Here is a 23,993-nt window from a genome sequence, read left to right on the forward strand (position 1 = left end):
TTGAAAACATAAGAAGTCTATAAATGATTTTATGTACTGCAAAATTAGTGATTTGCACTTGAAACAGGAGGATAATAGCCAGAAATCAGATCATCTCAAGTACTTATTTTTCACTCGATACTTTCACACTCTCTTACATTCCTACCCTCAAACCCTATAACTCTCAAACATGATTCCCCTCAGACCCGTTTCATAAACAAAACCGAATTCGTATATTTGGAAGATTAAGAAATTTTATGTCAAAAACATCAGTACAGTTCGAGAAAATTATCAGTCAGTGTCGTGATCTTTTCAGTAAAAAGTTACAGGATTACGGACCGGCGTGGAGGGTTTTAAGACCGAGTTCCATTACGGATCAGATTTATATTAAAGTCAACAGAATCCGTACGCTGCAAATGACTGATGTAAAAATGGTGGATGAAAGTGAGGAAGATGAATTTATCGCGATTGTCAATTACTCTATCATTGGGCTTATTCAGCTTGAAAAAGGACTTTCCAATGATTTTAATGAAAATAAGGAAGAAATTTTAAGTCTGTATGACAAATATTCCCGGGAAGCTCAGGCTTTAATGGAAAGAAAAAACCATGATTACGGGGAAGCATGGAGAGATATGAGAATCTCTTCTATTACAGATTTGATTTATCAGAAAGTATTAAGAACTAAACAGATTGAAGACAATCAGGGAAAAACCATCGTATCTGAGGGCCTTGATGCCAACTATTTCGATATGCTGAATTATGCTGTTTTCTGTCTGATTAAATTCTCTGAACAAAAAAACCAATTCGAACCCAAAACTATTTAACATGATCAAAGGTTTATTACGCTTTATTATCGCTGTCATTTTTATCCTTTCCGGCTTTGTAAAAGCTGTGGATCTGGTAGGATTCTCTTTCAAAATGGAGGAATATTTTTCACCTGCAGTCTTCAATATGCCGTTTTTTGAAAAATTTGCCCTGCTGTTTTCAATTATCGTTGTTGTACTGGAGCTCTTCCTCGGATTTATGCTGCTGCTGAAAATGAAGCTTAAATTTACCTTATCAGCTCTAATTGCACTTTGTGTGTTCTTTGGCTTCCTTACCTTTTATTCCGCTTATTTCAATGTGGTTACAGATTGTGGATGCTTCGGAGATGCTATTAAATTTACCCCTTGGCAGAGTTTCTTTAAAGATGTTGCTCTTCTTATGGGACTGATCATTCTGTTTGTCCTGTACAAAAAAGATTTCCGTAAAACGGATGAATATGGCAGTAGCAGAAAAGAATCTACAGGAAAGTTCAAATATTATATTTTCGCGGCATTTTCTCTGGTAATGATCTACATTATGGCTCAGGGAATTATGCATGAACCTATGATCGATTTCCGTGATTATAAAATCGGGACAGATATCAAAGGAGAAAAAGAAAAGATCAATAAAAATCCATCCGAATACAAAACTTTTTATTCTCTTAAAAATCAGAAAACAAATGAAGTTTTAAAGGTGAATCAGGATGAGTACATCAAGGAAACAAAATACTGGGCAGAAGGTTCTCCATGGAAAATTGAAGAAGGAAAAAATGAATCTGTACTTGTAAAAGAAGGTTATAAATCTGAGATTGTAAAATTCAAGATTGAAGATCCTACAGGAATGGAACTTACTGACGAGATCATTAAAGCTCCAAAAGCTATTCTTGTATTTTCTTACCATCCGAAAGAGGTTTCTGCAGATCTTCTTCAAAAGGTAGAAGCTAAAGTAAATGCTCAGAAAGGGACACTTATCTATGGTGTTTCAACGGATCAGAATACTTTTAAAACGATTAAAAATGCCATGATGGACGGCACTGCTATTAAAACCATTGCAAGGAGCAACCCGTTTGTACTGGTTCTTCAAAATGGAAAAATTATTGATAAACAGCCTGCAAAGGACTATGTAAAATAAATGGGAATAGTCAGTTTTGCTTCACAAGTGAATGGTCAATTTCAAAAGATAAAGACTAAAACTTATAAAGACCAGACTATACCTTTAAACACTAAACTTAATTTTAAAACTTATGCAAAAATCAAATAAATCTATCGCCGGTTACCACTTATTAATGATCCTTTCTTCTGTAGACGGAGAGTTTGCTCCTGAAGAAGGAATGTTGGTACAGCAATATCTGGCTGATGAATTCCCATTCAGAATGAACCTTGATAATGAGCTTGAAACATTGGCTCTTTTACAGCCTGAAGAATGGAAAGATCACTTTGAATTTCATGGAAGATGTTTCCTGGATGATTCTACAGAAGATGAACGTGTAAAATTTGCTCAGTTTGCCAAGTCTCTGATTAAAGCAGACAACAAGGTCACTGAAGAAGAACACACCTTCTATATTTTGCTGAAAAACTTATGGGGATTATAATTCCTTCCTAAATCAAAAAATACCATGAAAAAAATTTATCTAGGACTATTAGTAATGAGTGCATCTACATTTCAATCTCAGAAATTTCCGGACCTGAAAGCTCCTGTTGCAGAAAAACAGGAACACATCAGAGAAATCCATGGTGATAAGGTCAATGATCCTTATTACTGGATGATCGATTATTTTAAAAAAGGAAAAGATTCTACCAAAGTTGTTGATTATTTAAAAGTTGAAAACACCTATTGGGAAGGCATGATGAAAGATACAGAACCTTTCAGAGAAAAGCTTTTCCAGGAGATGAAAGCCAGAATTAAAGAAAAAGATGAATCTGTTCCGGTTTTCAAAAACGGATATTATTATTACACCCGTACAGAAGCAGGAAAACAGTATTTTAAGTATTGTAGAAAAAAAGGAAGTCTTACGGCTCCAGAAGAAATTCTTTTGGATGTTGACAAACAGGCTGAAGGACATTCCTATTATTCGGCCTCAGGCTTCACGATCAGTCCAGATAATACAAAACTTATTTATGGTGTGGATGATGTATCCCGAAGACAGTATAAATTATTTTTAAAAGATCTGTCAACAGGAAAAACCATTGATCTGGGTATTAAAAATACAACAGGATCAGCGACATGGGCGAATGATAACAAAACGATATTTTATACTTCAAAGAACCCGGAAACTCTTTTAACAGAAAAGATTTTCAGACATACTCTGGGAACTGATTCTTCAAAGGATGCCCTGGTATATGAGGAAAAGGATAAAACCAACTATATTGGTGTAGGAAAATCTAAGAATGAGAAATTTATTATGATCTATTCTCAGGCTACCACCTCTTCTGAAACCAGATATCTTGATGCCAATGAACCCAACGGAACATTTAAGGTTTTTCAGCCTAGAATAAAAGATGTCCTGTATGATGTTACTCCACTGGAAGATAAATTTTTAATTACCACCAATAAGGATGCTCTTAACTTTAAAGTTGTAGAAACACCTTTAAATAAAACAGGTATTGAGAACTGGAAAGATTTTATACCTCACAGAAAAGAGGTTCTGATGGAAGGAATTACTGAGTTTAAGAATTATCTTGTGTTCAGTGAAAGGCAGAATGGGCTCACTCAATTGGTAATCTATGACAGAAAAACAGGTAAAAATGATTTTCTAAAATTTGATGAAGCAGCTTACACTGTTTATCCATCAGGAAATCCTGAGTATAATACAGATAATTTCCGTTTCGGGTATACATCCATGATTACACCAAGTTCTCAGTATGAACAGGATTTAAAAACAGGCAAAAGAAATCTTTTGAAACAGCAGGAAGTTCTGGGTGGCTATAACAAAGATCTTTATACAACAGAAAGGCTTTTTGCTACCGCAAAAGATGGAACCCGGATTCCAATATCTATTGTCTACAAAAAAGGATTAAAAAAAGAAGGGAACAATCCACTTCTTCTTTATGCTTACGGTTCATACGGAAGTTCTATGGATGCTACATTCAGCAGCACAAGATTAAGTCTTCTGGACAGAGGTTTTGCCTATGCTATTGCTCACATCCGCGGCGGCCAGGAAATGGGAAGGCAATGGTATGAAGACGGGAAAATGATGAAAAAGAAAAACACATTTACCGATTTCATTGATGCAGGAGAATATCTTGTGAAAGAAAAATATACCTCGCCTAAACATTTATATGCTCAGGGTGGAAGTGCCGGAGGATTGTTAATGGGAGCTATCGCTAATATGAACCCTAGCCTTTGGAATGGTGTGATTTCGCAGGTTCCTTTCGTAGATGTTATCAATACCATGCTTGATACCAGTATTCCTTTAACGACCAACGAGTATGACGAATGGGGTAATCCCAACAATAAAGAGGCTTACCTCTATATGAAATCTTACTCCCCTTATGAAAATATCGAAAAGAAAAACTATCCAAATCTATTGGTAACAACGGGTCTTCATGATTCCCAGGTACAGTATTTTGAACCTGCAAAATGGGTAGCTAAACTGAGAGATATGAAAACGGATAAAAACGTATTATTATTAAAAACAGACATGGATTACGGTCACGGAGGGGCTTCCGGAAGATTTGATTATCTGAAGGATCTAGCTTTAGTGTATGCTTTTATGTTTAAATTGGAAGGGATTAGTAAATAAGGCTCTCGCAGATTTTGCAGATAACGCAGATTAATACTTTATGACAGAAAATGAAATTTCATATATTGTACGAAAGTCTGTTTTCAAAGTTTATAATCAGCTAGGTCCTGGTTTGCTTGAATCTGTGTATCAAAAAATTCTCATCTACGAATTAGAAGAAAATGGATTGAGCGTTAAGTCTGAAGTTTTACTTCCTGTTTATTATGACAATAAAAAATTTGATATCAATTTTAAAATTGACATTTTAGTGGAAGATAAAGTTATTTTAGAATTAAAATCTGTAAAAGAGCTGGATAATGTTTATTATAAACAATTATATACTTATTTGAGATTGTCTGACAAGAAACTGGGGCTATTAATTAACTTTAATACAACCAATATTTTAGATAATATAAAAAGAGTGGTCAATAATCTGTAAAGATCTATTAAAACTACATTTATCTGCGAAATCAAACTAATCTGCGAGAGAAAAAATAATACATGCAGATTTTGCAGATAACGCAGATGCAAAGTAAAAATTTAATTAAAAAGTAAAATAAATCAATATAAATCTTATGAGAAGAAAAATAGTTGCAGGCAACTGGAAAATGAACAAAAATGTAATTGATGCACAACAATTAATGATTCAATTGCTAAGCTATAAAAACAATAATGCTACGAACTGTGAGGTTTGGATCGCTCCTCCATCTTTATACTTAATGATGGCTAAAGATATCTTTGAAAAGGATGAAATTGGAGTATTCTCTCAGGACATGAGCGAGCACGAAAGTGGTGCCTATACAGGAGAAATTTCTGCTGATATGTTAGAATCTATCGATGCTACAGGTTCATTAATTGGACATTCTGAAAGAAGACAATATCACGGAGAAACAGATTCTCACTGCAACAGAAAAGTAAAATTAGCTTTGGATAAAGGTCTTACCCCAATCTATTGTAACGGGGAAACACTTGAGCAAAGAAAAGCGGGTCAACATCTTGAAGTGGTTAAAAATCAAACTGAAGTAGCTCTTTTTACCCTTTCAGCAGAAGAGATCAAAAAGGTAGTTATCGCTTACGAACCGGTTTGGGCGATCGGAACAGGGGAAACAGCAAGCCCGGAGCAGGCTCAGGAAATCCACGCACACATCAGAAATACGATTGCTGCTAAATACGGACAGGAAGTAGCAGATGAGGTTTCTATCCTTTATGGAGGTTCTGTGAAGCCGGATAACGCTAAAGAAATCTTCTCTCAGCCAGATATTGATGGTGGTCTGATTGGAGGTGCTGCTTTGAAATTAGAAGATTTCTCTAAGATCATTGAGGCTTTCAACTAGTATTGAGAAGACCAATATACACATACAAAGCCCCTGAAAAGTACTTTTCAGGGGCTTTTATTATAGGTTTTGGCTAAAGCCAGCTCGGCGGAACCATTTAAATGATATACGATAAAAAACGGCGGAATAAATCCCGCCGCTTTCCGTTAAAAAAATCTAATTATTGAATATCGACTATATACATAGTTCCTTTGTCTACCTTCCCTGTTTTAGGAAGTATTTTTGCTTTAGGATTTCCGTTTCCATCATCTACTACCCCAAAGTCATCATCATTGAAAACAGCCAGTTTATTGTTTCCTAAATAAACAATTCCCTCAAATTTATCGTGCTCATATCCTAGTTTAGCAACCAGGTCTACCGCTAGTTTTTTAGAAACAGGTTTAATTCCTGCGTTGGCAAGTTCATCCCAGGTACACTGTTCCAGCGCTTTTCCGTTTACTTTCATTCCGTCTACAGCTGCAAGGTCAGTTCCGGTAACATCCGTTGCATCACTTAAGTTGATTCTGTATACCTTTTTAATTCCGCCCTGTGTTCCGAAATTACCATCTCTTTCAATCACAAGAAATTCATTATTTCCTAATGCTGTAATGTCACAAACAGAATCCGAGGCACCGCCATCCTGTCTATACAGATATTGTTTCGTTTTTCCGGTACTGATATCGAAAGTTACGATTCTCGTTAAGGTTGTGTTCGTTGCCAAAGCTTTTGAAGGCACCAACATCATGGACTGTATTGTCCCCACCAATGTTTTCCCGTCCGGAGTTATACAAAGACCTTCCATGCCTCTGTTGGCTCTTCTTTTAGCTAAAACGGCAGGTAATTTTCTACTTCCTGTATTTACCCCAATCGGGCTTATTCTTTCCAGCTCTACTCCATCAGCACTATAATGAACAATGTGCGGTCCGTATTCATCAGAAACCCAGAATGTACCATCTGATGCAGCTACAATACTTTCACTGTCTAAGCCATATTTATCCGTTCCCAGAACATTTCCTGATGCATCATAAGCTACTTCACCTGTACTTCCCATTCCTACTGGGTTTGGAAGTCCTGTAATAGGCTGTCCGGATGGATTTTTAAGTTTAATATATTTGATTACTTCTACATTCCCTTCAGCATTAATTTTAAAATGCATAATGGTTGGAGTAAAATTGGGAGTTAAAAATTTTTTACCATTCTGATAATCTGTATTCGGACCACGGTCTGTAATCACATAAAACTCTCCTTTTCTTGTAGGGTGAGCAGCAGCTCCGGAGCCAAATCCACCATTGATCACAGCTACTCCGTTTATTGTTGCCAAAGTAGAAAATGGAAATTCCTGCGGAAGTTTAGAATAATTAATATCCTGGTTATTTACATTATTGTCATCATCTTTACATGACCATAATACAGTCATCATCAAAGCAGATAATAGTAATTTTTTCATATTAACTTTTATGGCGCGAAAGTATAACTTGATTATAAACTGATCTTGAATGCAATGATAATTGTATTTTAACAATAGAACCTAAAGATGAATTCAGTATAAACAACAAAAATTCATATTTAACTTAAAAATCCGAACACATAAACCCAATCCATTACCAATCAACAAATTCAAATTCAGAAAATACAATTAACCTTTAATAAAAGGTTAAAACAGGTATGTAATTCACAAAATAGGCATCAAAAATTTATATGATATATTTGCGGTCTTTAAGGTTGAACACTGTTCATAATAGGGAATTAAGTGAGAATATTATTCAAATCTTGAGCTGTACCCGCAACTGTAAGCTGTTTTACCTGTAGCTGTATGATACCACTGGACCAAAATCCGGGAAGGTTAGCTATAGGATGCGAGCCAGGAGACCTGCCTTGAATAAACTTTTAATTTTAGAATCAGACTATACCAGTCTCTTCCTATTAATAAGTTTCGGGAATAAAACTTTAATTTAATTATATTATGAGAAAAATCTATTTTTTTTTCTTACTGCTTTGTACGCAGTTTTTCTTCGCTCAATTCACAGAAAATGACATTAAGTTTTGGGTGGGAACCGGTTCTAAAAAGGCCTATTTCATTGCTGATTTTAATGACAACAACACGCCTAATTCTTATGTTTGGGGTTATCGTTTTGATGATGATAATTTAATGGCGGAAGATATGGTTAATGCTATTGTAGAAGCAGAGCCTAAAATAGAGGCTGACATTCCTTCAGGGTTCCTGTACAGCTTCACATACAATCATCATACTCCAAGTACAGATGATTACTGGATTACCTGGTCGGGACCTAATGCAGGGAATATGTCCAATCAAAATAATGGTGTAGGATATACTGCTTTAACAGACGGACTATGGTTTGGAATAACCTATGGAATGGATGAAATTGATACCCCACCATCAACTCCAGTACCCGCTTACAGTTCCCAATGGTATACTTCATCACAAATTACCCATTGGATTGGAACAGGAACCAATAAAAGTCTTGTTGTGGTAGATTTTGGAACTAATAATTCTAATGATCAAGCCAATTCATTTGTTTTTGGAATTCAATATAATGGCAGTATAACAGCGGAACAGGCTTTGCAGCTTATCCAGTCACAAGCTTCCTATTTCAATTTCACTTCCAGCAATAACCAAATTTCCAATCTATCACTCAATACCTTCACAGGAAATAACTCCGGAACAGAAAACTGGAAATTATACACCGGAGAAGACCTTTCTAGCTGGCAGAAAAAAACTGATCTCAGCCAGATACAATTGAATAACAATACATGGTTAGGATTAAGTTTCGGACAAAGAAGACCTTTCACCCCGACTGAAGCACATAACGCTACATTATCGGTGGCTTCAGTAAACAAGAAAGCATTATTCAATATTTATCCAAATCCGGCAAGTGATTTTATTCAGATTGAAACTCCTGATAATATCAAAGAAGTCAATATTTATTCTTCTTTAGGACAGAAAGTGATGACTTCCCAGGCATCTAAGATTAATATTACATCTTTAAATACCGGTGTATACTGGGTTGAGGTTAAGACTAAGAGTGGTTCTACTGTACATAAGATAGTGAAGAAGTAAAGAGGGAGATGGGTAAATCACCCCGTCAAAAATTCTTTGAATTTTCGACACCCCTCCATCGGAGGGGAATATCGCGTCTTCAATTTTGATATTTCTTCGTCATAGTAATCCGCTATGAAACGTACAATAAAAATTCGCGTATTCGTCGCAAACAAAAAAACGCATCCAAGTTGGATGCGTTTTTCATTATGATTATACAATCAATTATTTTTTCTCTGTAGATCTTTGAAGAACCTCATCTACCATACCGTAGCTTTTAGCTTCTTCAGAAGTCATCCAGTAATCCCTGTCGGAAGATTTCTCTACCCATTCGTAAGTCTGTCCTGAATGATGAGCAATAATGTCATAAAGCTCCTGCTTCAATTTCAACATCTCTCTTAAGTTGATCTCCATATCGGAAGCTACTCCCTGAGCACCTCCTGAAGGCTGGTGAATCATTACTCTTGAATGTTTAAGCGCAGAACGCTTTCCTTTTTCTCCTGCAACCAATAATACTGCTCCCATAGAAGCAGCCATTCCTGTACAGATTGTCGCTACATCCGGCTTAATAATCTGCATGGTGTCATAAATACCTAAACCGGCATATACACTTCCACCAGGAGAGTTGATATAGATCTGAATATCTTTAGACGGATCTGCACTTTCCAGGAATAAAAGCTGAGCAGTAACGATATTCGCTACCTGATCGTCAATTCCAGTTCCCAGGAAGATAATTCTATCCATCATCAGACGGGAAAAAACGTCCATCTGAGCAACGTTTAATCTTCTTTCTTCCATGATGTACGGAGTTAAATTCGTTGGGCCATACATTCCCATATACTGATCGGTAGCCAGACCGTTGTTTCCTAAATGTTTTACAGAGAAATCTCTGAATTCTTTTTTAATGTCCATATTGATATTATGTATTATTTTAAAATATTTCCGAAGTTTAAATTACAATATTTATTCCTAAAATTTTATAGGACTTTTTGTCATAGAATCTGTAATTATTCTGTCTTTAAACTATCTTTTCCTATCCACATATATCCCTTTAATCGGGGAATATTCAATGATATTGCTAAGTCTGATGGAAGCTTGTTTTAACAAAGTAATTTTTTTTATCAGCTCATAATATTTTACTTCATCCGTACTGCTGTGTTGATCCAGTTCTTTCGCGGTTTCAGTAATCAGATAATCAATATATCTGTATTTATGCAGTAAAACATCACCCTGGATCTGATCTGCAACCTTATCTCCGTAATTCGGCGGATAAATATTTCTGGACGCCCAATTTTCAAGTTCATCCAAAGGAATCAGTGCATCTACAACCTTTGTGGTAATTTCTTCATCCATAAAAGATACAAAAAAGTTTCCACTTCTCAATTCATCTTTCTGAATTCCTTCTTTGACCTGGTTGATAATGATCTCATTTCCTTTAACTAAAAATGTATACTGTTCCTCTTCAAAGTGATGAATAATTTCTTCAATAACTGTTATCTGATATTCTTCATTATTTTCATTTTTCCTTTTAAGAACAATATCTCCAAATGCTAACATATGCTCAACAAGTTTGTTCTCCATAAACAATACTTCAAACAAAAAAGGGTCTTCTTTTTCTTTATCCGGAGGAACAATCTCCAGCTTTGGAGCCGCTTTTTCCTTCTGTTGCTGTTGCTGAACATGATGGGTCTGATTCTGCGTAATCTGCTTCTGAACATCCAGTTCATTGAAAAGACTCTGTTCAGAAAGTCCAAATTTATTGGAAACCTCCTTCAGATATACTTCCCTTTTCAGTGCGTTCTGTACAAAGGAAACTGATTTTACGATATCACGAATTGCTTCCGCCTTTTTGATAGGATCATTTCCAACATCCCGCAATAGAATTTCCGCCTTAAAATCGATGAAATCCATCGCTTCATTTTCAATGTATTTTTCTACATATTCCTGCGGATGTTTTCTGGCAAAGGAATCCGGGTCATCACCATCAGGGAACAGCAAAACACGGATGTTCATCCCTTCTGTCAGCAACATATCAATGCTTCTGAAACTGGCTTTAATCCCTGCATTATCTCCATCAAAAAGAATCGTTACGTTTTCCGTAAGTCTCTTAATCAACTTAATCTGCTCAGTGGTAAGGGAAGTTCCGGAACTTGCTACAACGTTTTCAATTCCGGACATATGAAGTGAAATCACATCCATATATCCTTCCACCAAAAGACAGCCATTCTTTCTTGAAATGGCCTGCTTACTTTGGTTTAACCCGTAAAGAACATTGGATTTATGATAGATCTCTGTTTCCGGTGAATTGAGATACTTTGCTGTTTTTACATTATTCTTAAGGATTCTCGCTCCAAAACCCAAAACCCTTCCTGAGAAACTATGGATCGGGAAAATTACCCTTTCACGGAATCTGTCAACACCTGCCGGAGTATTTTCAGGAAAAATAGAAAGCCCTGATTTTTCAAGAATCTCTTTAGTATAGCCTTTCTCTAAAGCATAAGCGGTAAATGCATTCTTTTGTTCTGGAGAATATCCAAGTTGGAACTTATTAATAATATCATCTTTAAGTTCTCTTTCTTTAAAGTAGGATAATCCTATACTTCTTCCCTCTTTGTTATCCCAAAGGATTTCCTGAAAATAAGTATTAGCTACTTCATGAATTTTAAACAACAGATCTTTTTCTGTCTGTGCATGTTTTGCTTCTTCAGAAATTTCACGCAGATCTTCTTCAATTTCAATTCCGTATTTTTTAGCGGCATGACGGAGAGCTTCAGGATAAGTGAAGTTTTCAATTTCCATTAAAAAGGAAATCGCAGTTCCTCCTTTTCCAGTAGAGAAATCTTTCCAGATCTGCTTACTTGGCGAAACAACAAAACTGGGAGACTTTTCTTCATGAAAAGGACTGAGGCCTTTAAAGTTAGACCCCGCTCTTTTCAACTGAACGTACTCTCCTACTATCTCTTCTACCCGTATCGTTGAGAAAATTTTGTCTATTGTCTGCTTCGAAATCATAATGCAAAAATACACATAAAAAAAAACCTTACAATTATATAACTTTATATAACTAGTTATATATATCGACTGTTTTATCATTATTTTTGCAAACAAATCAGCCTATGCAATTCACTATACATACAATCGAAGACTGGCAGGAAGTTGTTGACACCATTCTTCCTGAATTAAAACATAATATTCTTTTACTTAAAGGAAATCTGGGAGCAGGAAAAACCACTTTTTCTCAGTTTTTGCTTAAAAAACTGGGAAGTGAGGATGAAGTAAACTCTCCTACCTATTCTATCGTAAATGAATACAATACCTCAAAAGGAAAAATATTTCATTTCGATCTTTACCGCTTAAAAAACATTGAAGAAGTATATGATATTGGGATTGAAGAATATCTCGATAACTCTTTTTTATGTATTATTGAATGGCCGGAAGTGTATGAAGACGAGCTCTACGGGCTCAACTATCACACAATGAGTATTGTGAACACGGGTGAAAACAGAGAAGTTTCATTCGAGTAAATATTATGTATCTTTGCTTATTAATTCAGTATTAAAATAACAATCTGTAAGACATAATTTAATTTAAGGATGAGCACAAATATTTTTACTCCTTTCACAGAAGAAGAATTGATGCCGAAAGAGGAAAAATTGGAGGTTATAAAGAAGGGAAAACAGTTCAGTATTGGAATTCCTAAGGAAACCTGTCTCAACGAAAGGAGAACCTGCATTACTCCGGACGCTGTACAGGTATTGGTAGAACATGGCCATGAAATTATCATAGAAGCAGGAGCCGGAGAAGGTTCTTTTTTTACAGATTTGCAATATTCGGAATCTGGGGCAAAGATTACTAATGATCCTAAAGAAGCATTCGGGCAGGATCTGATCCTGAAAATCAATCCTCCCACTTTGGATGAAATTGATTTTATGAAGCCTAATACTTACATGGTTTCAGCACTTCAGATCAACCTTAGAGACAAGGAGTATTTCCTTAAACTTGCAGAGAAAAAAATAAATGCCATTGCTTTTGAATTTATCGTTGATGAATACAAACAGCTGGCGTTGGTAAGATTAATCGGTGAAATTGCAGGAACCGTTTCTATTTTATATGCTTCAGAATTATTAGCCCTATCCAATGGTTTAATGCTTGGGGGAATTACAGGAGTAAGACCTGCTGAAGTAGTTATTCTGGGCGCCGGAATTGTAGGTGAATTTGCTACAAAGGCAGCCATCGGCTTAGGAGCAAGTGTAAAAGTCTTCGACAACTCTTTATCAAAATTAAGAAGGCTTCACACCATGGTAGACAGCCGTGTTCCGACTTCCGTTATCGATCCTAAAGAGCTCAGCAAAAGCTTAAGACGTGCTGATGTAGTGATCGGAGCCCTTCCAAGATTAAATATGACGCCCATTGTGACTGAAGATATGGTCATGAAAATGAAAAAAGGCAGTGTCATCATCGATATTACCATAGACAACGGTAAGGTTATTGAAACGTCAGAGCTTACTACCATGGAAGATCCTTATGTGATCAAACATGGGGTAATCCATTGCGGACTTCCGAACCTTACATCAAGAATGCCGAGAACCACTACCAAGGCTATCTCCAATTTCTTCCTTTCCTATATTTTAAATTATGACGAAGAGGGCGGCTTTGAAAACATGCTGATCCGAAAAAATGAAATGAAGCAGAGCTTATATATGTACAAAGGAAGACATACTAAAAAGATCATCTGTGACCGTTTCGGACTTACGTACCACGATATCAATCTTTTAATTTTCTAAATGAAAAAACTTAAATTTTATGCAATAGGCTTCCTTCCGGGGCTAGTTATCGTATTTTTTATATTAAACAAAAAAGGCGCAAGCTGCAGCGGTTATTTACCGAACAGCCGCGTAATTGCCGAAACACTTTCTAAAGAATTTCAATATTCAGAAGAATTTCATAATGAAATGATTTTAAATAATATTGATGAAAAGTTTTTAAAAGACAGCATCATTACTAACGGAAAAGTAGATTTTGATCGCAGCCATGCACAAAAGAAACCTTGCCCGGATTATCTTATCACCTATCCTGAAAAAAATCCGAGGTTCGAAATTCATTTCGATAAATGTGAAGATCACGCAGGTTTTATTAGTTTAAAAAAACTTAAATAGTTTTCAAAAACAAGCTATGGAAGGCAATTACTACATGATTCATGATTATCTGATATTCATCGGAGTTTTTGCCATTTTTCTTTTTCTGGCAGCCAGTATCTATCTCTTCAGCCAAAATCAAAAGCTGAAACAGCGAAATACCAAGCTTTCAGAATCCAATAAAATTATTGAGCAAAGGCTGAATGAGGTTCGTTTGGAGCATATCGGAACAAAACTGAATCCACATCTGTTTAAAAACATTCTGAATTCTGTTCAGTCTCACGCTTACCAGACCTATATGTCTCTGGATAAGCTGGCTAATGTACTGGATTATATTTTATACGAAAGCAACAATAAATATGTAAGTCCAAAAGAAGAGTTAAACTTCGCTTTAAACCTTATTGAGATCAATAAAATTAAAGTGAATCCTCTCTTCGACTTTAGAATAAAATTCAAGATCAATAAATCGGATTCTCTATATGAGGAGAAGGTTTTTGCCCCTCTTATCTCCGTTGATCTTATCGAAAATGCCTTTAAACATACAGATTTTCTGGCTCAGGATTCTTTTATTTCTATTTTCATGGAACTTGAAAACCGGACATTCACCATGAAAGTGAGCAATAAAGCTTCCTTAAAGAATAATCTGGAAAAGGAAAAAAGTGGTTTTGGAAGCCAGTCTTTGGATCAGCGATTAAAAATGATCTATAATACCCACTATCAGGTTGAAAAAAGTTCAAAAAACGGTATCTTCACTGCAGAATTAAAAATCAATTTAGGAGAATTCTATGATAAAATGCGTTATTCTGGATGATGAATTATTAGCCATCAGCTATTTAAAACTTTTATGTGAACAGATTGATGACGTAGAAGTTGTAAAGGCTTTCAATGATCCTAAAATCTTCCTGAACGAGATTAATTCCCTTGACTGCAACCTTTGTATTCTGGATATTGAGATGCCTGGAATGACAGGACTTCAGGTGGCAGAAATCATCTCCGGTTCCAAAAAAATCATCTTCACCACAGCCTATAAAGAATACGCAGCTGAAGCTTTTGATCTCAACGTAGTAGATTATGTAAGAAAGCCGATCAAAAAAGAACGATTGGTGCAGGCTTTTGAAAAAGCAAAAGAACAAATCAGCACGATTCAGAAGAAAACCTTTATCGAATGGAACAGCAATATTGGTAAAACCGTTATTTTAACGGAACAAATCGCTTACATTAAAACATCTGAAATAGACAGCCGCGATAAGGATATTATGCTCAATGACGGAACTACCATCGTTTTAAAGAATCTTAATTTTAAAAGCCTTCTGGAAATGTTGCCCACTAAGGATTTTGCACAGGTTAATAAAAAAGAGATCATTGCATTATCTTTCATTAAAGTATTAGGAACCAACGAAATTATTACCACTATTTCTACCGAAGATGATCATTTTCTTAAGCTTCAGATTGGTGATGCTTACAAAAATTCACTAATGGAGTTGTTTACAAAATAATCCCAATAATTTTCCCTGTTTCCTATAATCAGTAATATCTGCTACCCAATTATTTATATATGTTCTTCTGTCTTGAAACAAAAGAACAAAAATTCAAGACCTGGAACCTTCCGCTAAAAATTAAATCTGTTCTCTAAAAACTCTGAACCCGTACGCTAGCAATCTATTTTATTATCAATAAGTAATCCTAGACAGTTTTCTTAACGTTCACAGACTTCATTTTCTTAACGCTCAAGTTTCCTAAGCCAAATTCAGGAAGACATTTCAATATCAGGATTTTTATTACATTTTTTACTGTATTCATTACATTTAAAAAACAAACTATTTTAATCTCAGTTTATTCTTATCAACTTTGCATCAAAATAATAGGAATCATGAATTTGGGGAAATATAAAAATATTATATTTTACATCAGTACAATTGCATTTTTTTCATGCTTAATGTATTGGTTTTTTGTAGAGGGTAAAACTCTGGAAGTTGGGGAGAATATTACTCCCAGCAAAGCTACAGGTTCTACGATGTGGGAAAATTTTGTTGATTCATTTCTGATAAACCTTCATCATCCGCTAGCTCTTCTTCTTGCACAGATCGTCACCATTATTTTAGTTGCCAAACTTTTCGGATGGATCTGCATAAAGCTGAAACAGCCCTCTGTAATTGGTGAAATGATTGCTGGTATTGTTTTGGGACCATCACTTTTCGGATTATATTTCCCTGAGCTTTCGGCATTTATTTTCCCTAAAGAATCGTTGCCTAACTTACAGTTTTTAAGCCAGATCGGACTTATCCTGTTTATGTATATTGTTGGAATGGAACTGGATCTGAGTGTTTTGCGAAAAAAAGCACATGATGCCGTTGTTATAAGCCATGCCAGTATTATCATTCCATTTGCATTAGGAGTAGGGCTTTCTTATTTCATTTATAAAGAATTTGCACCGGAAGGAATTCAGTTCAGTTCATTCGCCTTATTTATAGCCATTGCCATGAGTATTACAGCATTTCCTGTGTTGGCAAGGATTGTTCAGGAACGAAATCTTCACAAAACGAAAATAGGCACCGTCGTGATTACCTGTGCTGCAGCTGATGATATTACAGCCTGGTGTATTTTAGCTGCTGTGATTGCGATTGTAAAGGCTGGATCTTTTTCAGGATCGGTATTTGTTATTCTGATGGCTATCCTGTATGTTTATATCATGATCAAAGCTGTAAGACCTTTCTTAAACAGAATCGCTGAGTCTCAAAAGGGAAAAGGCTTTATCAATAAAGGATTGGTTGCTATATTCTTTCTTGTATTGATTATTTCATCATATGCAACCGAAGTTATTGGGATTCATGCGCTTTTCGGGGCGTTTATGGCAGGAGCTATTATGCCTGAGAATGTAAAATTCCGAAACCTTTTCATAGAGAAAGTAGAAGATGTTGCATTAGTTCTGTTACTTCCTCTTTTCTTTGTATTTACAGGATTGAGAACCCAAATTGGGCTCCTCAACGATCCTCACCTTTGGAAAATCGGGGGCCTTATCATACTTACCGCGGTCACCGGAAAATTTGTAGGAAGTGCACTCACCGCAAAATTCCTGAACATAAGCTGGAAAGACAGTCTCACGATAGGAGCACTTATGAATACGAGAGGGCTTACAGAGCTTATTGTACTTAATATCGGATACGATCTTGGAGTATTAGGCCCGGAATTATTTGCATTGCTTGTAATTATGGCTTTATTTACCACTTTTATGACAGGTCCATGTCTGGATCTTATCAATTACCTTTTCAAAGGAAAAGAGTCCATGATTGAAGAAGAGCCTGAAGATGATGATACCAAATACAGGGTTCTTCTATCTTTTGAAACGGCAAAATCAGGAAGTAAACTTCTTAGACTGGCCGATAATTTCACTCATAAAATGAATGGAAACAAAAGTGTAACCGCTATGAATATTGCTCCTGTTGATGAACTCCATGCTTTTGATATCGAAAATTTTGAGAAAGAACAGTTTAAAAATGTAATAGAAACTTCCCAGGAACTTAAACTGGAGGTCACTACCCTCTTTAAAGCTTCTACAGATGTAGAAAGTGATCTGACGAATATTACCAATAAAGGAAATTATGACCTTCTTCTGATTATGCTTGGAAAATCTATGTATGAAGGCAGTTTATTAGGCCGATTATTAGGGTTTACTACAAAAATCATCAATCCTGAAAAATTATTAAACACGGTAAAAGGCAAAGGAAATATCTTTAACAACTCTCCTTTTGATGACCTTACGCTGCAGGTTTTGGACAAAGCCACCATTCCGGTGGGGGTTCTTGTAGAAAAAGACTTTACTACTGCTGACAGGGTATTTGTTCCGATTTTCAACCTGAGCGATTTTTACCTTCTGGAATACGCAAAAAGGCTGATTAACAATAATAATTCTCAAATCATTATTCTGGATGCTGCAGGACAGATCCGTAACAATATTGAGGTAAAAGAACTGATCCGAAGCATTGAACAGGTAGCTCCTAATCATATCACCTTATATAACGAGAAAAAAATTGAAAAAGAGTTCCTGAATTCCCAGGATCTGATGCTCATCAGCAGCAAAAGCTGGAAAAACCTGATCGATACGAAGAGTCTTTGGCTCTCCGATATTCCTTCAACATTAATCATATCAAATCCGTAACACCGATATTTTCTATTTCTATAAGAAGCTGTAAATATTATTCGTTGTCTGTAAAGAAAAACGGGTATATTTATAGCTTCATTTTTTTTGAATATGCTGGTTAACAATGAAAACGGAACGTTGGAACTGAAAAATTTCGGTACCCATCTGTACAAGGGAATGCTGCTGGATCAGCTGAAACAAACTGATTTTTATAAGGAGAAATATCACAATAGGTGGGATGTGAAAACCGGATATTTTTGGTATTATTTTAAAGAGGTGGAAATAGAAGGCCATGAACTTTCTCTCAACCTCTGCTTTTGGGGAGATCGGCTGCACAGCATTCACATGAATACATGGAAAAGCACTGATGCGAAAGACTGGAATGAATGGACCGAGGAAAGGGAGATGCAGGTATTTTACCGAAATAATAAATTTTTGACTTTAATTTTGGGAATGCCTCCAACCCGGAAAAAGAAAACACCCTACCCAAGCTGTACTTTCACTTTTTCATGGGGAAAGGTATGGTCGGTTTATGATCCTCGAAGTGCCAGCAGTTTTATGGGAATCAGTTATGACAAGAAGACATCATGAATAACTAAAAAACAACATTAGCCACTGGTAAACAACTGATTAAAATTAATCAGAATAAAAAAATATATAAAAACCCACACTTTTTATTGCATTTATTATATAAGTTTAAAAATTTTATTATATATTTAAAAAAACTTAATAACCTTAATGATTACTATATCCAAAAAGACTTTTGAGGGTAAACATTGGGACTATTTTATTCTGATATGCAGAGTTTTGCTTGCATGGCAATTCTTGTCTTTTGGATATGCTAAATTTTTCGATGACGGACAATTTGGTATTTCTCCTGAGGAATTAAATAAGCCCATCAAAGATCTCAGCCTTTTCAAGGTGATGTGGTATCTTTTTGACCACAATCCGTTTAAAACAATTATTGGAATTTGTCAGGTACTATGTGGAGCGCTTCTTCTTTATAAGAAAACCGTTATCATAGGAGCTCTTTTTTTCCTGCCCATTGCCTTTAATATTTTAATCATGGATATTACTTTTATGGATTCATCTATGGTTAATGGTTTTGCATCAAGACTTAGCTATTATATTATTCTTGATTTTCTCATCCTTTTATATTACAGAGACAGAATGCTTATTGTTTTTAAAGCAATTACAAGCAATATGACTAACAAATTCAGTCATCCTTTCGGAATGTATCTGATCTCTCCGGTATTAGCTGTTCTTTTAAGCTTAATACCTGTCATTCCTGTCGTTCTGTTTTATCTTGTAGCCGAACCGGATGAGATGATACACTCTCTCGGCCATGCCTGGCAAGGGCTCACTAAAGCAACTCAACATTTTTTAAAATAAAATTACTATGAAAAATTCAAACAAAAAATTGACAATCTCAAAAAAGAATGTACAAAACTTAAGCAAAAACAACCTTTTTGAAATAAAAGGAGGTAAAGCCATCGACATGGATGGGAATGTAGGATTGTTTACTGCTGGATGTTCAGACGGTTGTATGTCTAAATTTATGCATACTCACCTGCTAAACTGTTCAAAAGCAAACTGTACTGCAGATTGTGGTAACTGCTAATTAAACAATTGATCTCTTTTGTCATCTCCAATTTAAAAATATTATGTCCTCAAAGCAATATACTCCATTTCATTACACAATATTGAGAACTCCCGTTCTTTCACCTGATGATTTAAACAGCTTTTATGCAACATCAGATGTCATTGAAAATATTTCCTGTAATGAGACAGTAATGGATGCTATTAAGCTGTCGTCATTAAATTTTTATCATGAGATGACAAAAGAGTTTTCAAAAAAAAATGCTGAGCAAAAAGAAAAACTTGAAATTTCATTATATAAATATCTTTCACGATATACTACAAGACCCACCCCTTTTGGTCTGTTTTCCGGTATAGGTTCCCTTAAAAATTCATCAGAATCTTCTGCAACAAAAATAACATGGAAGCATTCCTATCCGGTATTGAGATTTGACTCGGAATACCTTTACAAAACAGTAAATTCACTGGAAAAACATGATACCTATCTCACCAATAATACATGGTATGAAATTTTTGATGAGTACAAATTTCTTCAGTGTTACACAGGAATTATCGGAAGAGATTATCGCTTAATAACGATAGAAAAAGATGAATCTATAGGTTCTATTGCAAGATTTTGTAAACATGAAAGAACTCCTGAAGAAATCATCAGTTTTATTCAAACTGAAAATGACGTTACACAGGAAGAAGCAGAAGAGTTTTTCCATGAACTTACGGACGAACAGATACTCAATCCGTCTCAGTCTTATTCCGGAAGTGAAACACAACATATCATCAATTTCCTCGATAAAAATATTGAGAATTCAGAATTTCATGAACTAAAAAAGTATATCGACCGATGTAATACAGAAAAAAAAGTTGCTGAAATTCTTTCAATTCCTGAACATAAAAAAGTTCCTTTACATATTGACCTTTTTTTTGAGACCTCAGATACCATGCCTAAAAGGTTTTTGGAGGACATTCAAAAAAGTGATTCTATTTTTGAAAGATTCAGTACTCTGGAAAATCAGACTCCTTACAGAATCGTCAGTTTTAAGAAGAGTTTTATTAAAAAATATGACCAGCAGGAAGTAAGTTTATTACACGCTTTGGACATTGAATTTGGTGTAGGATACGGAAAATTTGCTAACTCCGAAAATGTAGATGCCGGCAATCTGATTCTGGCATGGCCAAAAGAAAATATGCAGGAGGAAAATATCACCCTCAATCAAAAAGAGGTTCAATATTCTTACCCTATTCTGAACTGTCTTAAAAATAAAAAAACAAGCATTGACCTTAATGAGCTGGGACAAAATCACGAAACTTTTCTCCCGGAAAAGGTCAGTGAATTCTTCCCTTTCAAATCTTATAAAGCATCTATATTTCTAGATCAAAATACAGGTAACCCTGTTTATTTTATTGACTATATTTCATTTCATTCACCAAGAAAAATTCTGGGGCGTTTTTCCAACCAGAAAGACATTGCCCACACAATAGATGAAATTTATGAGCAGGAAAAAAAATATTATGATGAAGATACCATCATTACTGAAATTGTACATCTTCCGTCTGAAAAAATCGGAAATGTAATAGAAAGAAAAATCAATACAGAATATTATATCGGATATATTGACGAAATCAGCGGCAAAAAGAAAATAGAACTAAACGATCTGTATGTTTCTGTTGTGAACAATCAGGTGGTTCTGCGGTCAAAATCCCTAGGTAAAAAAGTACTTCCTGTATTTTCCAATGCCTATAATATTATGCATCCTACGAACAGTCCTGTTTTTGAATTCCTTCTCGATTTTCAGGCTCAGTATAACAGCAGTCTATTAATTAATGAGGATTCATTATTAAATCTTTTTAAATTTTTCCCCAGATTACAAAAAGGAAATTTCATTGTCAAGAAAGCAACCTGGCAGATCGAATATCATGATTTCTTTGAAAATAAAAAGACAAGTATTTCAGAGGCTCTTACCCATTTTGATAAAAACCTTGATACGCTTAATATACAGGGCAACTTTTTCATTTCAGAAGGAGACAATGAATTATATATCCTTTTAAATCAGGAAATATCAAGAAAAACTTTCTTAACACAGCTCAAGAAGAAGCAAAAATTAAAAATAACGGAATCTCTTTCGGATCAATTTACTCCTGTAACCTTTAATACAGAAGGAAAAATGATCAATAACGAATTTTTATTGTTTTTTAAAAACGAAAAATTTGAACAGAAATATGAAATCAAACGTGCGCAGGTAGAACATTCTGCGGTTTCAAGATCTTTGTTTCCCGAGGTTGATGACTGTATTTATTTAAAAATTTACACCGGGAAAGTATTTTCCGATCTTTTGATCTGTGAAATGGTAGGAATTCTTGGTTTTCTGCAATCCAATAAACTCATAGAACACTTTTTCTATATAAAGTACTATGATCCCGATTTCCACCTGAGATTCAGGGTTTTTGCTCCCTTAAGTAACCATATGGAAATCAAATCTCACCTCAATGCTTTGCTTAAAAAGTATCTGGGTGAAAAAATACACAAAATTTCATATGATACTTATGAAAGAGAAATTGAGCGATATGATGGTGATAAAACTCCGGTTTTTGAAAAAATATTCTTTTATGACTCATTGATTTCTACTTCCATTATCGAAAAAAATATTGAAGAGGCCAATACAGATATTTTATGGATGTATCCTATACAGCATATCTTTTTTTACTTCAGTCTGTTCAATCTCAGTACGGAAAATCAGCTACAATTTGTAAGCGGAGTAAAAAACAGTCTTGCACGCGAATTTAATATGTCGCCATTAAAAACTTCATTTATCAATGCGAAATATAAAGCTTTTTCTGATGAAATAGAACGGATCATCAATGAGACAGATGGAATACTTTCTCCTGTTCATATAAAATTCCGTAATGCTATTCAGAAAGACCTTCCGGCAATAACGGATGAGAATACACTCGGAAATCTTGCCAATATCATCCATATGCATATCATCCGTGTTGTACGAAGCGACAACAGACTGCATGAGTATTTAATCTACTGCCTCATTGAAAAAATATTAAAAAAACAATTTTTCAGCTTAAAAAACAATGTCAATACTTCATCACATATATAAAAACATATTAAACTACGAACACCAGCATATAGGGCTTATGAACGGAGCCTGTTCAGAGTTGATATTTCTTCATCATTATTTTAGCGCTTATCCTGAGTTATACGATCAGGCTGCCGAACAAAAAATAGCTGGATATCGAGATCTTATTTTCAATGATATTGAAAATGAAAGAATTGATCTTTCCTATGCTTCAGGATTGGCAGGAGTACTCTCCTGTTCATACTATCTGGAAAACTCTCAATGGTGTGCTCTGGATTTTCTGGATTTTGAAGATATCGGTAATGTAATGCTGGAACAGGCTATAGAAGAATTTGAAAACGACAACTTTGATTTTTTTTATGGAGGAAATGGTCTCCTGATGCCCTTTCTAAATAATCGATTGGATATCCGAGAACTTGATAAAGATCTTTTGCATATCCTTAAGGAAACCATCGTTCGTAAAAAGACAGATCTATTCTGGCAAAGTCCTAAAAATAAGGAAGACAACATTTCAAATTTTGGTATTTCCCATGGCTTTCTGCCCAACCTTTTTCTTTTGGCCTGCATAGCAGATTCTGACAAGGATATTTCTTTTATCAAAAAAACGGCATCAGAGTTCTTAGCCTATGCATCAGAGGAAAATACTGAATCTGTGTTTCCTTCTGTCATTGAAGGCAGTAAAGAAAATTCAAAGTACGCATCACGCCTTGCCTGGTGCTATGGAGACCTTGGCATAGCCTGTATTCTTTATAAAATAGGTAAATTGATTAAGGATAAAAGTCTACAGGATAAAGCACTGGAAATACTTTTAAAAACTACCCTGAGAAAGCATGACGATTCCAGTAAGGTGACCGATGCTTCGGTTTGCCACGGGAGTGCCGGCATTTCTTCGATATACCATTCATTTTATGACCAAACCGGAAATATTCTGTTTAAAGAAGCCGGTGATTACTGGCAAGAAATTACAAAATCTTATTATTCTCCCAAAGATCAACAATGCTGTTTTCTATATAAATCAGCGGATGAATATGTCTATAATATAGGGCTTTTAGAAGGTCTTTCCGGCATAGGATTATCTCTTTTGCCTAATAAAGAATGGTCTTCTTTATTTTTAATCCGATAAAAAAATAATAAATCTTCCTTAATTAATAATTAGTTCATTAAAA

At 35.2% G+C, this 23,993-nt stretch carries 21 protein-coding genes and 1 riboswitch; of the genes, 18 read left to right on the forward strand and 3 right to left on the reverse strand.

The genetic code is table 11. From position 1 onward, the window contains the following. Positions 1-236: 236 nt before the first annotated feature. The 6 genes from M2372_RS08435 to tpiA all read left to right on the forward strand — a co-directional run bounded on the left by M2372_RS08435 (position 237) and on the right by tpiA (position 5,838). A complete protein-coding gene (locus M2372_RS08435) occupies positions 237-803 on the forward strand; it encodes a DUF1599 domain-containing protein (RefSeq protein ID WP_123319887.1) in 567 nt (188 codons plus the stop codon). Position 804: 1 nt separating this feature from the next. Continuing rightward, entirely contained in the window at positions 805-1,914 is a 1,110-nt protein-coding gene (locus M2372_RS08440) for a BT_3928 family protein (RefSeq protein WP_123319888.1), read from the forward strand. A gap of 112 nt (positions 1,915-2,026) precedes the next feature. Then, a complete protein-coding gene (locus tag M2372_RS08445) occupies positions 2,027-2,374 on the forward strand; it encodes a TerB family tellurite resistance protein (protein ID WP_123319889.1) in 348 nt (115 codons plus the stop codon). Positions 2,375-2,398: 24 nt separating this feature from the next. Next, positions 2,399-4,525 carry a S9 family peptidase gene (locus M2372_RS08450; RefSeq protein WP_123319890.1) on the forward strand — a complete coding sequence of 709 codons (2,127 nt, stop codon included), beginning with the start codon at positions 2,399-2,401 and terminating at the stop codon, positions 4,523-4,525. Positions 4,526-4,565: 40 nt separating this feature from the next. After that, the gene (locus M2372_RS08455) at positions 4,566-4,943 is read left to right on the forward strand and encodes a GxxExxY protein (RefSeq protein WP_068942189.1); all 378 of its coding nucleotides are present in this window, start codon (positions 4,566-4,568) and stop codon (positions 4,941-4,943) included. 136 nt (positions 4,944-5,079) lie between these two features. Then, positions 5,080-5,838, forward strand: a complete 759-nt coding sequence (tpiA, locus tag M2372_RS08460; RefSeq protein ID WP_123319891.1) for a triose-phosphate isomerase — start codon at positions 5,080-5,082, stop codon at positions 5,836-5,838. Between the two features lie 160 nt (positions 5,839-5,998). On the opposite strand, the gene M2372_RS08465 is transcribed toward tpiA, so the two are convergent. Then, a complete protein-coding gene (locus tag M2372_RS08465; RefSeq protein WP_123319892.1) occupies positions 5,999-7,264 on the reverse strand; it encodes an esterase-like activity of phytase family protein in 1,266 nt (421 codons plus the stop codon). Between the two features lie 255 nt (positions 7,265-7,519). Continuing rightward, a riboswitch (cobalamin riboswitch) is annotated at positions 7,520-7,710 on the forward strand. Positions 7,711-7,780: 70 nt separating this feature from the next. On the opposite strand from M2372_RS08465, the gene M2372_RS08470 reads away from it, so the two are divergent. After that, a complete protein-coding gene (locus M2372_RS08470) occupies positions 7,781-8,896 on the forward strand; it encodes a T9SS type A sorting domain-containing protein (protein ID WP_123319893.1) in 1,116 nt (371 codons plus the stop codon). A gap of 204 nt (positions 8,897-9,100) precedes the next feature. On the opposite strand, the gene clpP is transcribed toward M2372_RS08470, so the two are convergent. Continuing rightward, positions 9,101-9,787, reverse strand: a complete 687-nt coding sequence (gene clpP / locus M2372_RS08475) for an ATP-dependent Clp endopeptidase proteolytic subunit ClpP (RefSeq protein ID WP_115972476.1) — start codon at positions 9,785-9,787, stop codon at positions 9,101-9,103. Between the two features lie 111 nt (positions 9,788-9,898). Further along, positions 9,899-11,887: a DNA primase gene (dnaG, locus tag M2372_RS08480; RefSeq protein WP_123319894.1), complete on the reverse strand. Its 1,989-nt coding sequence runs from the start codon at positions 11,885-11,887 to the stop codon at positions 9,899-9,901. A 104-nt stretch (positions 11,888-11,991) separates the two neighbouring features. Between dnaG and tsaE the strand changes: the two genes are divergently transcribed. From tsaE to M2372_RS08535, 11 genes are all read left to right on the forward strand, one after another. Beyond that, complete coding sequence (gene tsaE / locus M2372_RS08485; RefSeq protein ID WP_123319895.1) at positions 11,992-12,399, forward strand: tRNA (adenosine(37)-N6)-threonylcarbamoyltransferase complex ATPase subunit type 1 TsaE; 408 nt, start codon at positions 11,992-11,994, stop codon at positions 12,397-12,399. 69 nt (positions 12,400-12,468) lie between these two features. Continuing rightward, complete coding sequence (locus M2372_RS08490; RefSeq protein ID WP_123319896.1) at positions 12,469-13,659, forward strand: alanine dehydrogenase; 1,191 nt, start codon at positions 12,469-12,471, stop codon at positions 13,657-13,659. Beyond that, a complete protein-coding gene (locus tag M2372_RS08495) occupies positions 13,660-14,031 on the forward strand; it encodes a hypothetical protein (RefSeq protein WP_115972471.1) in 372 nt (123 codons plus the stop codon). It begins immediately after the preceding gene. Positions 14,032-14,047: 16 nt separating this feature from the next. Further along, a complete protein-coding gene (locus tag M2372_RS08500; RefSeq protein ID WP_123319897.1) occupies positions 14,048-14,821 on the forward strand; it encodes a sensor histidine kinase in 774 nt (257 codons plus the stop codon). Beyond that, the gene (locus M2372_RS08505) at positions 14,796-15,506 is read left to right on the forward strand and encodes a LytTR family DNA-binding domain-containing protein (RefSeq protein WP_123319898.1); all 711 of its coding nucleotides are present in this window, start codon (positions 14,796-14,798) and stop codon (positions 15,504-15,506) included. The genes M2372_RS08500 and M2372_RS08505 overlap by 26 nt, the downstream gene beginning before the upstream one ends. A 374-nt stretch (positions 15,507-15,880) precedes the next feature. Beyond that, positions 15,881-18,166: a cation:proton antiporter gene (locus M2372_RS08510; RefSeq protein ID WP_228455730.1), complete on the forward strand. Its 2,286-nt coding sequence runs from the start codon at positions 15,881-15,883 to the stop codon at positions 18,164-18,166. Between the two features lie 93 nt (positions 18,167-18,259). Then, positions 18,260-18,739, forward strand: coding sequence for a hypothetical protein (locus tag M2372_RS08515; RefSeq protein ID WP_123319899.1), 480 nt, complete (start codon positions 18,260-18,262; stop codon positions 18,737-18,739). A 147-nt stretch (positions 18,740-18,886) separates the two neighbouring features. Further along, positions 18,887-19,540: a hypothetical protein gene (locus M2372_RS08520; RefSeq protein ID WP_123319900.1), complete on the forward strand. Its 654-nt coding sequence runs from the start codon at positions 18,887-18,889 to the stop codon at positions 19,538-19,540. A 7-nt stretch (positions 19,541-19,547) separates the two neighbouring features. After that, complete coding sequence (locus tag M2372_RS08525) at positions 19,548-19,769, forward strand: class I lanthipeptide (RefSeq protein ID WP_115972467.1); 222 nt, start codon at positions 19,548-19,550, stop codon at positions 19,767-19,769. A 43-nt stretch (positions 19,770-19,812) separates the two neighbouring features. Then, a complete protein-coding gene (locus tag M2372_RS08530; RefSeq protein WP_123319901.1) occupies positions 19,813-22,848 on the forward strand; it encodes a lantibiotic dehydratase in 3,036 nt (1,011 codons plus the stop codon). Continuing rightward, positions 22,823-23,950 (forward strand): lanthionine synthetase LanC family protein, encoded by a 1,128-nt coding sequence (locus M2372_RS08535; RefSeq protein WP_123319902.1) that lies wholly within the window; start codon positions 22,823-22,825, stop codon positions 23,948-23,950. Before M2372_RS08530 ends, M2372_RS08535 begins: the two co-directional genes overlap by 26 nt. The last annotated feature ends 43 nt before the right edge of the window (positions 23,951-23,993 follow it).

It is taken from the genome of Chryseobacterium sp. BIGb0232 (assembly GCF_024810195.1).
GTDB lineage: Bacteria > Bacteroidota > Bacteroidia > Flavobacteriales > Weeksellaceae > Chryseobacterium > Chryseobacterium pennae.

Excerpts from the sequence above, each read along its gene's own strand:
- M2372_RS08435 (WP_123319887.1), top strand. The coding sequence starts at position 237 with ATGTCAAAAACATCAGTACAGTTCGAGAAAATTATCAGTCAGTGTCGT.
- M2372_RS08440 (WP_123319888.1), top strand. The coding sequence starts at position 805 with ATGATCAAAGGTTTATTACGCTTTATTATCGCTGTCATTTTTATCCTT.
- M2372_RS08445 (WP_123319889.1), top strand. The coding sequence starts at position 2,027 with ATGCAAAAATCAAATAAATCTATCGCCGGTTACCACTTATTAATGATC.
- M2372_RS08450 (WP_123319890.1), top strand. The coding sequence starts at position 2,399 with ATGAAAAAAATTTATCTAGGACTATTAGTAATGAGTGCATCTACATTT.
- M2372_RS08455 (WP_068942189.1), top strand. The coding sequence starts at position 4,566 with ATGACAGAAAATGAAATTTCATATATTGTACGAAAGTCTGTTTTCAAA.
- tpiA (WP_123319891.1), top strand. The coding sequence starts at position 5,080 with ATGAGAAGAAAAATAGTTGCAGGCAACTGGAAAATGAACAAAAATGTA.
- M2372_RS08465 (WP_123319892.1), bottom strand. The coding sequence starts at position 7,264 with ATGAAAAAATTACTATTATCTGCTTTGATGATGACTGTATTATGGTCA.
- M2372_RS08470 (WP_123319893.1), top strand. The coding sequence starts at position 7,781 with ATGAGAAAAATCTATTTTTTTTTCTTACTGCTTTGTACGCAGTTTTTC.
- clpP (WP_115972476.1), bottom strand. The coding sequence starts at position 9,787 with ATGGACATTAAAAAAGAATTCAGAGATTTCTCTGTAAAACATTTAGGA.
- dnaG (WP_123319894.1), bottom strand. The coding sequence starts at position 11,887 with ATGATTTCGAAGCAGACAATAGACAAAATTTTCTCAACGATACGGGTA.
- tsaE (WP_123319895.1), top strand. The coding sequence starts at position 11,992 with ATGCAATTCACTATACATACAATCGAAGACTGGCAGGAAGTTGTTGAC.
- M2372_RS08490 (WP_123319896.1), top strand. The coding sequence starts at position 12,469 with ATGAGCACAAATATTTTTACTCCTTTCACAGAAGAAGAATTGATGCCG.
- M2372_RS08495 (WP_115972471.1), top strand. The coding sequence starts at position 13,660 with ATGAAAAAACTTAAATTTTATGCAATAGGCTTCCTTCCGGGGCTAGTT.
- M2372_RS08500 (WP_123319897.1), top strand. The coding sequence starts at position 14,048 with ATGGAAGGCAATTACTACATGATTCATGATTATCTGATATTCATCGGA.
- M2372_RS08505 (WP_123319898.1), top strand. The coding sequence starts at position 14,796 with ATGATAAAATGCGTTATTCTGGATGATGAATTATTAGCCATCAGCTAT.
- M2372_RS08510 (WP_228455730.1), top strand. The coding sequence starts at position 15,881 with ATGAATTTGGGGAAATATAAAAATATTATATTTTACATCAGTACAATT.
- M2372_RS08515 (WP_123319899.1), top strand. The coding sequence starts at position 18,260 with ATGCTGGTTAACAATGAAAACGGAACGTTGGAACTGAAAAATTTCGGT.
- M2372_RS08520 (WP_123319900.1), top strand. The coding sequence starts at position 18,887 with ATGATTACTATATCCAAAAAGACTTTTGAGGGTAAACATTGGGACTAT.
- M2372_RS08525 (WP_115972467.1), top strand. The coding sequence starts at position 19,548 with ATGAAAAATTCAAACAAAAAATTGACAATCTCAAAAAAGAATGTACAA.
- M2372_RS08530 (WP_123319901.1), top strand. The coding sequence starts at position 19,813 with ATGTCCTCAAAGCAATATACTCCATTTCATTACACAATATTGAGAACT.
- M2372_RS08535 (WP_123319902.1), top strand. The coding sequence starts at position 22,823 with ATGTCAATACTTCATCACATATATAAAAACATATTAAACTACGAACAC.